We start from the raw sequence: 13,472 nt of genomic DNA on the forward strand, positions 1-13,472 counted from the left end.
CTATTACATGGTAGACGCCTCTTTTATTTTGCTTTCACCTGAACAACTTAAATATCGCTCAATTCATAATTAAGGATTTAAATTGTTCTGCTCTGGAATCGGGGCAATATAGGCAATAATCAGCATCACAAAACCCGCACCCAAGAAAGAAATCACGCGCGTTAACGTTCCAATATGAGATAAATCAAACAGTACCAATTTTAAGGTGACAATCACCAAAATGCTCCCCCCTAAAATCCATAAAGGACGTAATAATTTACGGCTAGCAAAGCTCATCGCAATAAAGGCTAAGCTTACCCAAAGCAAGGTTAGACTCAGTTGTGCAGTGGCATCTTGCCAAAGACTCAGTTGGTTATAAGGTGTAGCAAAATACACATGTAAGGCTCTTAGAACGATATAGCTACTCAGCCATAACAAACTTAAAACACATAGTACTGCAAGTATTCCATGGTCGATTCCCGGCTTCAAAGCTTGTTTAAATTGAAGGTTCAGCATCCAGAAAAAACCAATTAACATGGCGATACTAACCAAATCAAAGGGATTTAAGATTGGTAATAAATATCCTTGAAATGCTTGCTGTGAAAATAGCTGAGAACAAATCATCCAAATCAACATCAATAACAAACTGCTGCGCGTTTGCCAAAACATTGTCCATTCTGAGTTTTTCTGAAAGAAGCACCATCCACAAAACACTAAAGGTAAAATGACCATGCTGATATAAGGCATCGTTGCAATAAAGCTAAGACTGCTTAGACTTAAACTGATTAAAACACCTAAACTGAGCCATTCACTTTCAAACTGTAGCCCTTTTGAAGGTCTGAACCAGACTGTCGCTAGCACTAAACCTGAAACTGCGATACCCCATCGTTCAATATCACTGGTCCATAGCAACATGCCATTTTTACTAATATCCAGCAATAAAATGAGTGTAAATACATAGACGGGAATTACCCCAATCCATTTTGGAATCAACCATGTTGATCTGGCCTTTAGCCATAACATCAATTCATTCATCAACAGATAAGCAATAACCACAATCAATACACTGTATATATATCGATTCTCTCCCTCTAAGAGATCAAGCAATAATGCAAGAATCATCGTGGTTGCAGAAATCATCAGCAGGCTTAAAAACAAGGTCGTTACTGAACTGATCTGTTTGCGAAAATCATCACGGCTATTTGCCAATAACACCACGGCGATATAGCTTAAACATAAGTACCAATACATCGTGGTTGGAAAATCAGGCAATTCAAACAAGTAATAAAGGCTTGAACAGCCTGCAACAATCAACAAGGCAATCGCCATATAACGACTGATCACCGATTGTCTATATAAGGCAAAGCCAAAAATACAGAGGCCTTCAACAGCCCACCCCACCACACTCCACTGACCATGCAGAAGAATCGGTGGAATTAAAGCAAGAAAGATCAATGCCAAACTAAAATAACTTTGAGAAATCAGTTGAATAGATTGATTACGTTTTGAAAGCTGATAAATCCCAGCAAACACCACAGCAAAACCAAGGCTAAAACCAGCAAGAATCAGTTCTTGGTGAAAATACATTAAATATAAAAATAAATAGCCAATAATCGGTGCACCAAAAATCAACGCAACATCTAAACTGGGTTTCAGTTTAAATTGCTCAAGATCCTGTTTGGCGATCAATTGACTGAATCGAAAACCAAGCCAAATGAATACTGCAAGATGTACAAGAATAAGTATCGTGAGTGATTGCTTTTCTTGACTATAGCCATGATAGAACGCATAACCACCACCAATGATTACGGTCACTAAAAATCCGATCTGATTTAAATATTTCCAAGGTCTTAAAGTACTCAGTACAGCAATCGCAATGTTAATCACTAAATAATAAGCCATCAGTTCTGCTACCGTTGCATTTCGCACAGGCAACGTAAATGGTGCAATATAAGCGATAAGCACTGCCATCAATGCCAATTCCACGCTTTGCTGCTTTAAGCTTAAACTCAATGTCAGCGCCATAATTACAGCAAAACACAAACTTGCCAGATAAAGACTCGGAATCACCTGATTGTAATAAGCAAAGAATAAGGTTAAAAATAATCCCGCAAGCCCCAAGCCCTCTATTGCTAAAGCAAAACTACGATTTTTATTTTGTAGCAACACACCCAACGCGGTGATTGCCCCACTGGACAAAGCAACGATTGAAAGTTTGACGGCTAAACTTAATTGCCAATGCTCTGTCGCAAAACGCAGCAGTAACACAATACCAATCACCAAAACCAAGATCGCAACTTTCAAAACAGGGTTGCCTTGAAAAATCCATTGGCGAATTTGCCCCATTAAGTTTAGCGACGAATCTTGTGGCGTGCCGATGCGTTGTTGTATCGATGATGGATGGTTCAAATCTGGAGATTGTTGTTCTGACAAATTCAAGTGTTGAATTTGCAGTTGAACTTGGCTCAAATAGCGTTCTAAACGGCGTAACCAGCGTAAGAAAAAGAAAATCCAAGCAGTTAGACCTAAACCTACCATCCAGCTCAAATGCATTGTTAAACCCACAACAGCAATAATCGAGGAGACATATAATGGCACTTTCGAGGTGCTTTGCAGTGGAATCTGTGTCTGTTGTGCAATCTGTTGCAATGGATCTTGGATCGCATCCACATACTGCATCACACTCATGACAAATGCCAAACCACAGATATAGGTCAATATCCGTGCATCTAAAAACCATGCACTGACTGCGATAATGATCAGCATCATTAACCAAATGATGCGAATTTCACTCTGCCCTTTGAGCATATTTCATCTTTCTCGATCCTGAGTAACTCGATGATACAACAGCCTTGCTTGATGATTATGTGAATTCATCAGATATTCAGTAACACAAGGATGACTGTTGCATCTTCGCAAGCGCAAAAAATCACGTACAATAAAGCGGTTATTTGAATTAGGAAAATATCAATGCCACCATTTGTATTGGTCGATGGGTCATACTTTTTATTTCGTGCTTTTCATGCACTCCCACCTTTAACCACATCAACTGGATTACAGACCAATGCGATTCGTGGGGCAATTTCTGCAATTCAAAAACTGATGCGTCGTGTGCAACCGACACATATGGCGGTTATTTTTGACACACCTGAACCGACCTTCCGCCATGTACTGTCACCAATATATAAAGGTGACCGCCCAAGCATGCCAGAAGAATTATCTCAACAAATCCCTTATTTGCACGCCTTGATTCGTGCTTTAGGTATTCCATTACATACGCTTCCAGGTGCTGAAGCGGATGACATTATTGGAACCTTGGCAAAACGTGCTGAAAAAGCAGGTCATCAAGTTTTAATTTCTACTGGTGATAAAGACATGGCGCAGTTGGTCACGGATAAAGTGACCCTCGAAGACAGTTTTAAAGACAAACCGATGGATGTCGACGGTGTAATAGAAAAATTTGGCGTCCGTCCAGATCAAATTATTGACTACTTAACCTTGATGGGTGATGCCTCTGATGGTATTCGTGGCGTACCTGGTGTAGGTGCAAAAACTGCCGCTAAGTTGTTAAATGAGTATGGTACGATTGCTGGCATTTTGGAAAATGTTGACAATATCAAAGGTAAAGTTGGACAAAGTTTAAAAGACAATGTTGAAGGGATTACACTTGATCATCAATTGGCAAGTATCGTTATCGATCTCGATTTAAGCTTGACCTATGATGATTTAAAGCTATGTGAACCTGATGTTGAAGCATTGCGTAACTTGTATACTGAACTTGAATTCCGTAATCAGCTACAATCGCTAGATCATCCAAATAATCCAAATAGCTCGGCCTATAAACAAACAGCACAAAGTATTAGCAAAACTGAGCAGCCTATTGAAAGTGAAATTACAGATCAAGCAACAAGTTCGAGTGTTGATGACCGCCTTGGTGAAGCCACTTATCATACTGTTTTAAGTCAAGAAACATGGGATAAGCTCTTCCAGCGCTTAAGCACAGAAAAACGTTTTGCAATTGACACTGAAACCACAAGTTTAGATTACCGTATCGCTGAAATGGTTGGTTTTTCAGTGGCTTTTGATGCCAACGATGCTTATTACATCCCTTTGGCACATGATTACGAAGGTGCACCTGAGCAACTCAATCGTGATGCAATTATTCAGCAGATCAAACCGATTCTTGAAGATCCAAGTGTTGAAAAAATTGGACATCATTTAAAATATGATGCGCATATTTTTGAAAATCACGGTATCCATTTACAAGGCTGGTACTTTGACACCATGCTGGCCTCTTATGTCTTGAATGCAGTAACAACACGCCATGGTATGGATGATGTTGCGCGCGTTTATCTGAGCCATTTGACCACAACTTTTGAACAAGTTGCTGGTAAAGGTGCAAAACAAAAGACCTTTAATCAAATCGAGATTGAAACCGCTGGACATTATGCAGCAGAAGATGCGCATGTCACTTACCGTCTTTATGAAGTTTTAGAACGTAAGCTGAAAGAAATTCCTGAACTGATCAATATTTTACATCACATTGAAATGCCAGTAGCCAGTGTTTTGGCGACCATGGAAGAAAATGGGATTGAACTTGATCTAAGCTTCTTGGATCAGCTCAGTGTGGACTTTGCCAATACCATTCAAAATCTTGAAAATCAAATTATCGAAATCGCTGGTGAATCTTTTAATGTCGGCTCACCCAAACAAGTCGGTGAAGTTTTATTTGAAAAATTAGGTTTAAAAGGTGGCAAAAAAACTGCAACTGGACAATACAGTACCTCTGAAGCGGTTTTAGAAAAAATCGATCATCCAATTACTGAACTGATCATTGAGTATCGTGGTTTAACCAAGCTTAGAAGTACCTATACCGAAGCCTTAGTCAAACAAGCCAATCCCGATACCCATCGCGTACATACCAGTTACCATCAAGCCTTAACAGCAACGGGACGCTTGTCTTCAACCGATCCAAATCTACAGAACATTCCGATACGTGAAGAAATTGGTCGTCAGATTCGTAAAGCCTTTATTGCACCTCAAGGTCGTGTACTTTTGGCAGCCGATTACTCACAAATTGAATTACGTTTAATGGCGCATTTCTCACAAGATGATGCTTTGGTTGATGCCTTTCAAAATGGGCAAGATGTACACCGTCGTACAGCATCTGAGGTCTTGGGTGTCGCGCTGGAAAATGTAACCTCTGATCAACGCCGCCAAGCCAAAGCCGTTAACTTTGGTTTATTGTACGGTATGTCTGAGTTTGGTTTGATTCGTCAACTGGGCTTTACTCGTGAAGAATCGCAAAACTATATTAAGCAATACTTCCACCGTTATCCAGGTATTTATGAGTATATGCAACGTACCCGCCAAGTGGCATTGGAACAAGGCTTTGTAGAAACCATTACAGGTCGTCGTTTATATACACCAGATATTGACGCTCGAAATATGATGGTGCGTAAAGGTGCGGAACGTGCTGCGATTAATGCCCCACTCCAAGGCTCTGCGGCTGAAATCATTAAAATGGCGATGATTGAAGTCAATAAAATCCTCCCCCAAGATCAGGCCAAACTTTTACTACAAGTACACGATGAATTGGTATTTGAAGTTGATGAAGCTATTGCAGATCAATTGGCTACACAGATTAAAGATGTGATGCAAAAAGTCGTTACCTTATCGGTACCTTTAGTTGTTGAAGTCGGTCAAGGCAAGAATTGGGGTGAAGCACATTAAGCCTTTAAAAGACTCCCTAACTTTCTAGAAGAGGGTTAGGGAGCGATCATCTTTTGTTGAAAATATACTCAATGTTATATTTTTAACATTCACAAAAAAGGACTCGATTGAGTCCTTTTGCTATTTAAACTGGTGAATTAAAGACCTGTTAGCAATGCAATCGCAGCATAATCCATAACTTTTTCAGCAATGATCAATGCCAAAATCGCTAAAATTGGAGAAAGATCAATCATTCCCATATTTGGCATGATACGGCGGAACGGTGCCAATAACGGTTCAGCAAGCTCTTGAATCACTTCAATATAAGGTGATCTTGACTGAGTAAACATCACCACCCAACTGAGAATAATGGTCGCAAAAATTAAATAGCGACAAAAACGAATCAGGTCTTGGATCATGGTAACAAAAGTTAAAATGATCAAATGCACAGGACTATTGGGTATTGCACCTTGCAAGTACATCATTCCAAAAATTTTAAGCAGATATAACACCACTAGCAAAACTAATGCAGCTGTATTTACTCGCCCTTTGGCCAAAGGCGGAAAAATTCGCCCAAACATATCCACAATTTTTGTCGCTTTAACTGTCGACATCACCACTGGATTGTATGGACTCACCATGGCCAATTGCATTAAAAAACGAAAGAATACGAGCAAAATCGCTACGTTAATAATAATGCCAAAAATTTGCGCAGAATTTGCACCCATACTGGAACGTTCCTAAAAATCAATAATTATTTAATGCTGTCACTTAATTCTTGAGCCAGTTCCTGACTACGCTTCTGCGCAGCAGCTAAAGCTGTCTGAATATTTTGAGAAATTTGAGCACGATCAAATACTTCTAAAGCAGCTTGTGTAGTGCCGTTTGGAGAAGTCACATTTTTACGCAATTCTGATGGCGCATTTGAGCTGGTAATTGCCATTTGTGCTGCACCAAGTGCTGTCTGTAAAGTTAAAGCCGTCGCAACCTTCTCATCTAAACCCATATTTTTTCCAGCACGAATCATGCTTTCCATCATATAGAAGAAATATGCAGGACCAGAACCAGAAACAGCAGTCACAGCATCAATCTGTGCTTCAGAACTCACCCAAAGCGTTAAACCTGTCGCAGCAAGTACTTGTGTTGCCAATTCGCGGTCTTTAGCACTGATCTCTGGTTTCGCAAACATACCATGTGCACCAGTTTGAACCAAAGCAGGGGTATTCGGCATAACACGAACAACACGCTCACTGCCGGTTAAGTCTGAAATCGTTTTAATTTCAGCACCAGCAACGATCGAGATCAATAATTTATCTTCGAGTAAACCTTTTAATGGTTTAAGTACCCCACCCAAAACTTGAGGTTTTACAGCAAAAACAACAATATCGGCATTTTTAATTGCTGCGATATTATCATCAGTCACATGAACATCTTTTTCTTGTAGCAATTGTCGAATGTTTTCAAAGGGGTCAGAAACTGTAATACGTGTTGCAGGTAATCCACGACTCAACAAGCCACCGATTAGGGCTTGTGCCATATTCCCACCACCAATGAAAGTAATATTACAATTTAACGCTGCACTCATGAATCACGCTCGACCTTAGTTTTTAACTCAGAGATTAAATTTGGTTGCCATCCACCCACTTCACAATATTCAGATTGCGCCAACCAAAAACCATTTGGTGTAAACACCCCAAGCATAACATTATCTACACTTAATATTTGAATTGTATGACGCATCCAAGGAAAAATATGTGCTTCTTGAATGGCTTTTTTTAAGGGCCAAGCACCTACTCTGCCATAAAGGTGAATTTTTTCACCACCCAAACGTGGCTTTAATGTTAGCTTATGATTGAATAATGCAAAAGCCAGGCCCATTTTAGAGCTTTCGATCTGAAACACACCAGATGTGAATTGTAGTTGTTGATGAAGCTGAAATTGAACTTCTTGTTCTTGAGGCAATTGTTTAGATTTTGATGCTAAATATTGGTTTTGTTCAATTCGATACAACTGATTTTGATAACGTAAATAATAAAAATGATTCCAATGTAAAGCAGCTTGCGCATCTGTTTTAGACTCAATTACTTCATCTTGTAGCCTTTGCACCATGTCCAAGGCTGGGCGATATATCCCCTCACCTTTCATCCATACCGATAGAAGTTGCCGCTGTCTAGCAGGGGAAAGTGATGCCAATTTGGCTAAATCCAATTGTGTAGGATGACCACAGAACTTTAAATCTTGTTGTACCACCTCATTGAGAATTTCATCAGCATCTTGCATTAAATAGCTGGTACGTGCCAATGCTTGCTGCATTTTAGGATAACGGCTTTGCAAAATATGCCAAAGTTCATGTCTACACCATGCACGGTCATAATGTGTATCTAAATTGGAAGGATCGTCCACATAATCGATTTGCAGTTGCTCAACCCATTGGCAAATCTGCTCACGGGAAGTATCGAGTAAAGGTCGCCAAATCAGCAATTGATCGCGCTGATCGATGGATTGCATCGCAGATAGACCTGTAACCCCAGCACCTGACAACAAACGCAACATTAACGTTTCAGCCTGATCTTGCTGATGATGTGCAAGAACCAATACCTCATTTTCATCGATATGCTGTAAATAGGCTTGATAACGCGCTTGACGTGCTTGATTCTCAAGATTGCCTTGAGTGACTTGAACCGACTGAAGAATATAAGGAATATTCAGCGCCGTGCATTGTTGAGCAACAAAATCAGCCCACACATCACTGACTTTTTGCAGGTGATGATTAACATAAATTGCACGAATTTGCTTGGGGAAAAGTTGTGCCATCAGATGTAGCAACAGCATGGAATCCATACCACCACTACATCCGATTAAGAAACGGGTATTTTCAGGAAATTGAGAATACTGTTTTAAGAAGCAAGACCTAAATTGTCGCTGCCAAACTTCATTAAACGTTGATAACGTGCTTCGCATCGTTCTTCCGCAGTCATTGGCTGTAATTCATCAAGCGCTTGTTTTAACACATCCTTGAGTTTTTCCATAACCTCAAAAGGATGTAAATGAGCACCCTCACCTTCATCAACCACATATTCAACAATACCAATTTCTTTGAGCTTGTCGGCAGTTAATGCAAGTGCTTCACTGGCTTGCTCTGCTTTATCTGCAGTTTTCCAGAGAATAGAAGCACAACCTTCAGGTGAAATCACAGAGTAAATACTGTGTGACAGCATAATAACGCGATCAGCAACACCGATGCCCAACGCACCACCAGAACCACCTTCACCTAAAACTGTTGCAATGACTGGCACTCTAAGGCTTGAAAGTTGCGCCAAGCTGGTTGCAATTGCTTCTGCTTGACCACGCTCTTCAGCACCAATACCCGGGTATGCTCCCATGGTATCAACAAAGGTAAACACTGGAAGATTAAAGCGTTCCGCCATATCGAGTAAGCGTTGAGACTTTCTGTATCCTTCAGGATTACACATCCCAAAGTTATGCTGTAATTTTTCACGCGTACTACGACCACGGTGTTGGCCCACAACCATTACTGGCTGACCGTTAAAACGGGCCAATCCACCCACCATCGCACCATCATCACCGTATAGACGATCACCATGCAAGGTATCAAATTCAGTAAAGATTTCGCCTACGTAATCCAAAAATTGCGGACGCTCAGGGTGACGTGCAATTTGAACCGTTTTCCAAGCTTGAGATTGAGCAGCTTTATTTTTCATAAGTCGAGTATTATCCCTAATTCACCGATGGATTACGCATCGGAAGTTTAGGTTTAAGTGATATGAAATGATTGATCATTCCATCATCACCAAACCTTTAAGTTAATCGATAAACTGTTCCGACTGAATATTCAATTCAATGTCCCAATGCTTAAATTGCACTTGCTCATCATGCAAATCTGCAACCAGCAATGGCCATTGTTTGGCATCACCAGAAACGCTGAGTTGCCATTGTTGCTCATTCTCTATCGTCAATTCAATGGCAGGAAGCATCTCATCGCTACGACTATGATTCAGTAAAACTGCAAGACGAAGCAACAAACACAAGTACACAAGCTTGTTGCCGCCCACTTTTAACACGTCTAGTTTGGCATCTACGCGTAATTTACGACGATGATGAGCGACCAAATGTGACAAATGATTTTGATCAATTTGCGAAAAACCAGGGATGTCTGAATGTTGTAATAAGTAAGCACTATGCTTTTGATAACCACTATGGCTAATAGCTAAACCAATCTCATGTAAATAAGCAGCTCGACGCAACAGATCGCTATCATCACTGTTTAAGTTGAGTGTATTGGCCACAGCATTAAACAAATGTTGTGCTGTTTCAACCACGCGCTCAGCCTGTTTTGCATCTGCGCCATAGCGTCCCATCATCGCCTGTACACTACGATCGCGAATATCTTCATGTTGGAAACGGCCGAGCAAGTCATACATTACACCTTCACGTAATGCCCCATCTGAATACACCAATTTATCAATATTCAAGACTTCAAACACAGCATAAAGGATCGCTAAACCCGCAGGTAATACTGCTCGGCGATCTTCTTTTAAACCATCAAATTCCATATCTGAAATATTTTTAAATTTCAGTAATTTGTCTTTTAATTTTTCTAAACCTTCACGAGTCAGATTCTCTTGCTCATCACTCCAGCCCATATTGACCGCAATTTGGCGACACGCTTTGATGGTTCCACTAGAACCCACCACAGTATCCCAGCCCGCAGCTTTATAGGTATTTGCAATCGAAGATAATTCTTTACGTGCCGCAACTACAGCTTTATCAAAAGCTTTGTTGTTAATATCACCATCAGCAAAATAGGCTTTAGTAAAGGCAACACAGCCCATTTGTAAAGATTCGGTATGAATCGGCTCGAACTCTTCACCAATAATCAGTTCAGTAGATCCACCACCAATATCAATTACCAGACGACGACCACTATTGGCCATGGTATGGGAAACACCCAAGTAAATGAGTCGGGCTTCTTCTCGTCCCGCAATAATTTCAATGGGTTTTGGCAAGATCTCCGCTGCTTTTTGAATAAATTCATGCCCATTTTTCGCTTGACGCAGCGCATTTGTCGCTACAATTCTGAGTCGAGTCGGCTGTACTGAACTTAAACGCCCAACAAAACGCGCTAAGCAAGCCAAGCCTCGTTGCTGTGCAGCTTCAGTTAAGTTTTTATTTTCATCTAATCCAGCTGCAAGCTGAACCTTTTCTGACATAGAAGCAACTTTCTTAACTTCACCATGATCCACACGAGCAATTGCCAAATGGAAACTATTTGACCCCATATCAATCGCAGCAAGTAATTCTTCATCAATCAAAAAATCAGACATTATTTATACAAACTCATACTGAATTGCTGCTTAGATTAATTCACATACACGCTTTTTAAAAGCCATTTATTTAGACAATTTGATGAGTCATTATTTTTTCAGCATATATGACAATTATGTGACAGTTTCACTGGTTTTTCTAAAGATCCGATTGTAAATATCGTGAGCTTCAATTGGACAAACTCACAAATTAGAATGAAAATTTAAGTATCCCCCTACATTGTTAAAGATGACTATGTAATACTTATATCCATAGATAGATTCATCTTTAAAATATTTTGGAGCAAAATCCATGTCTGGCAATATCGTAAATACCACTGATGACAACTTTGATGCAGATGTACTTCAATCTGATATCCCTGTAATCGTAGATTTCTGGGCAGGCTGGTGTGCACCGTGTAAAGCGATTGCACCAGTACTTGAAGTACTTTCAACTGAATTTGAAGGTAAAGTTAAAATCGTTAAAGTTGATGTAACTGCATGTGAAGCAACTGCGGTCAACTACAACATTCGTAACATTCCAGCATTATTGATGTTTAAAAACGGTGAAGTTGTTGCCCAACAAATTGGTGCAGTGCCAAAATCTAAACTAACTGCATTCATTGAAGAAAATATTTAATTTGCTGAATTTATAGATTATTTGTATAAATCTAGGAAAATGAGAAATACGCTTGATTTTCTAGCGTATTTTTTTTCGACTATAATTTGACAAACTTGTTGATCTAACTTATATTCCATGCTCAAGGAACATTAGGATTCTCTTCCTGTTTCTTAAAGGACAACACATAAGATCGCCGTTCGGCAACAGAAATTGTTTTACATATTTCTCCTCGAAAGAACTACATAGATTCTGAGTTTGTTTTTGTGTCTATACAATTTCAACTCACCTATTACACTGCTGGCGACTTTTGCTTCTTTTCTCTTTATCTGTGTTCCACACATCCTTATTCAATCTGACCATTTATGAATTTAACTGAACTCAAGAAAAAACCGATCGGCGAACTCATTAAAATTGCTGAGTTTATGGGCCTTGAAGGAATGGCTCGTAACCGTAAGCAAGACATCATTTTTGCCATCCTCAAACGCCATGCAATGAATGGCGAAGAAATTTTTGGTGATGGTGTTCTTGAAATTTTGTCTGATGGTTTCGGCTTTTTACGCTCCGCTGCAGGTTCTTATCTTGCAGGTCCGGATGATATCTATGTTAGTCCTTCACAAATTCGTCGTTTTAATCTACGAACTGGTGATACGATTACAGGTACGATTCGCCCACCTAAAGAAGGTGAACGTTACTTTGCATTATTAAAAGTTAATCAAATTAACTATGACACCCCTGAAAACTCACGCAATAAAATTTTATTTGAAAACCTCACACCACTTTTCCCAACTGAGCAATTGGTTATGGAACTGGGTAATGGTTCTTCTGAAGATTTGACAGCGCGTGTCGTGGACTTGGTTGCACCCATCGGTAAAGGTCAACGTTCAATTATCGTAGCACCGCCAAAAGCGGGTAAAACGATGTTATTACAGAACATTGCCCAATCTATTGTGCGTAACAATCCTGAATGTTTCTTGATTGTTCTTCTGATCGACGAGCGTCCTGAAGAAGTGACAGAAATGGAACGTACTGTGCGTGGTGAAGTTGTTGCATCAACCTTTGATGAATCTCCAGCTCGCCATGTCCAAGTTGCTGAAATGGTGATTGAAAAAGCCAAACGTCTGGTAGAGCACAAAAAAGATGTTGTGATCTTACTTGACTCAATCACGCGTTTAGCCCGTGCTTATAACACTGTTGTTCCTTCATCTGGCAAGGTACTTACTGGTGGTGTTGATGCACATGCCTTAGAACGCCCTAAACGTTTCTTTGGTGCTGCACGTAATATTGAAGAAGGCGGTTCTCTCACCATTATTTCTACTGCATTGATTGAAACAGGCAGTAAAATGGATGAAGTGATCTACGAAGAATTCAAAGGTACAGGTAACCAAGAAATCATCCTTGATCGCCGTATTGCTGAAAAACGCGTCTTCCCAGCAATGAATATCAAAAAATCAGGCACGCGTCGTGAAGAGCGTCTCATGAGCGAAGAAAACCTACGTAAAGTATGGATTCTTCGTAAACTTCTTCATCCTATGGATGAATTAGTGGCGATGGAATTCTTGTTGGATCGCATGAAAGAAACCAAAACCAATGATGATTTCTTTGATCAAATGAAGCGCAAAGCTGCTAACTAATTCAATAAATACTTAAAAAGGCTACTCTTAAGAGTAGCCTTTTTATTTGGTTGACATTATTTACATAAATATACAATCATCGAGTTTCAACGTTACACGATATTGCAAATATTTGAATATAAAAATTATTCATTAAGATTTTTTATATTTATTAATAACTTATTTATCAATAAACCAATCTAAAAACGCAACTTGATTGTAAAA

The 13,472-nt window shown here is 39.7% G+C and carries 9 protein-coding genes; 3 read left to right on the forward strand and 6 right to left on the reverse strand.

The window, feature by feature from the left end; translation table 11 throughout:
• Positions 1-69: 69 nt before the first annotated feature.
• Positions 70-2,787 carry a DUF2339 domain-containing protein gene (locus F981_RS15195; protein ID WP_004723024.1) on the reverse strand — a complete coding sequence of 906 codons (2,718 nt, stop codon included), beginning with the start codon at positions 2,785-2,787 and terminating at the stop codon, positions 70-72.
• A 162-nt stretch (positions 2,788-2,949) separates the two neighbouring features.
• Here F981_RS15195 and polA point away from each other — a divergent pair, with 162 nt between their 5' ends.
• Positions 2,950-5,712: a DNA polymerase I gene (polA, locus tag F981_RS15200; protein ID WP_004723027.1), complete on the forward strand. Its 2,763-nt coding sequence runs from the start codon at positions 2,950-2,952 to the stop codon at positions 5,710-5,712.
• Positions 5,713-5,849: 137 nt separating this feature from the next.
• On the opposite strand, the gene F981_RS15205 is transcribed toward polA, so the two are convergent.
• From F981_RS15205 to ppx, 5 genes are all read right to left on the reverse strand, one after another.
• A complete protein-coding gene (locus F981_RS15205) occupies positions 5,850-6,419 on the reverse strand; it encodes a YggT family protein (RefSeq protein WP_004723028.1) in 570 nt (189 codons plus the stop codon).
• Between the two features lie 26 nt (positions 6,420-6,445).
• Positions 6,446-7,276 carry a pyrroline-5-carboxylate reductase gene (gene proC / locus F981_RS15210; protein WP_004723031.1) on the reverse strand — a complete coding sequence of 277 codons (831 nt, stop codon included), beginning with the start codon at positions 7,274-7,276 and terminating at the stop codon, positions 6,446-6,448.
• The gene (gene tilS, locus F981_RS15215; protein ID WP_081401071.1) at positions 7,273-8,652 is read right to left on the reverse strand and encodes a tRNA lysidine(34) synthetase TilS; all 1,380 of its coding nucleotides are present in this window, start codon (positions 8,650-8,652) and stop codon (positions 7,273-7,275) included. Before tilS ends, proC begins: the two co-directional genes overlap by 4 nt.
• A complete protein-coding gene (locus F981_RS15220; RefSeq protein WP_004723033.1) occupies positions 8,589-9,413 on the reverse strand; it encodes an acetyl-CoA carboxylase carboxyltransferase subunit alpha in 825 nt (274 codons plus the stop codon). Before F981_RS15220 ends, tilS begins: the two co-directional genes overlap by 64 nt.
• Before the next feature lie 102 nt (positions 9,414-9,515).
• Entirely contained in the window at positions 9,516-11,036 is a 1,521-nt protein-coding gene (gene ppx / locus F981_RS15225; protein ID WP_004723034.1) for an exopolyphosphatase, read from the reverse strand.
• A 292-nt stretch (positions 11,037-11,328) separates the two neighbouring features.
• Between ppx and trxA the strand changes: the two genes are divergently transcribed.
• Positions 11,329-11,655, forward strand: a complete 327-nt coding sequence (gene trxA / locus F981_RS15230) for a thioredoxin (RefSeq protein ID WP_004723035.1) — start codon at positions 11,329-11,331, stop codon at positions 11,653-11,655.
• Between the two features lie 344 nt (positions 11,656-11,999).
• Positions 12,000-13,268: a transcription termination factor Rho gene (gene rho / locus F981_RS15235; protein ID WP_004723038.1), complete on the forward strand. Its 1,269-nt coding sequence runs from the start codon at positions 12,000-12,002 to the stop codon at positions 13,266-13,268.
• Positions 13,269-13,472: the final 204 nt, after the last annotated feature.

Source organism: Acinetobacter guillouiae CIP 63.46 (assembly GCF_000368145.1).
Taxonomy (GTDB): Bacteria; Pseudomonadota; Gammaproteobacteria; order Pseudomonadales; family Moraxellaceae; genus Acinetobacter; species Acinetobacter guillouiae.

Bases quoted from the DNA above. Each gene is read 5' to 3' on its own strand.
- F981_RS15195 (WP_004723024.1), bottom strand. From the start codon at position 2,787: ATGCTCAAAGGGCAGAGTGAAATTCGCATCATTTGGTTAATGATGCTG.
- polA (WP_004723027.1), top strand. From the start codon at position 2,950: ATGCCACCATTTGTATTGGTCGATGGGTCATACTTTTTATTTCGTGCT.
- F981_RS15205 (WP_004723028.1), bottom strand. From the start codon at position 6,419: ATGGGTGCAAATTCTGCGCAAATTTTTGGCATTATTATTAACGTAGCG.
- proC (WP_004723031.1), bottom strand. From the start codon at position 7,276: ATGAGTGCAGCGTTAAATTGTAATATTACTTTCATTGGTGGTGGGAAT.
- tilS (WP_081401071.1), bottom strand. From the start codon at position 8,652: ATGCGAAGCACGTTATCAACGTTTAATGAAGTTTGGCAGCGACAATTT.
- F981_RS15220 (WP_004723033.1), bottom strand. From the start codon at position 9,413: ATGAAAAATAAAGCTGCTCAATCTCAAGCTTGGAAAACGGTTCAAATT.
- ppx (WP_004723034.1), bottom strand. From the start codon at position 11,036: ATGTCTGATTTTTTGATTGATGAAGAATTACTTGCTGCGATTGATATG.
- trxA (WP_004723035.1), top strand. From the start codon at position 11,329: ATGTCTGGCAATATCGTAAATACCACTGATGACAACTTTGATGCAGAT.
- rho (WP_004723038.1), top strand. From the start codon at position 12,000: ATGAATTTAACTGAACTCAAGAAAAAACCGATCGGCGAACTCATTAAA.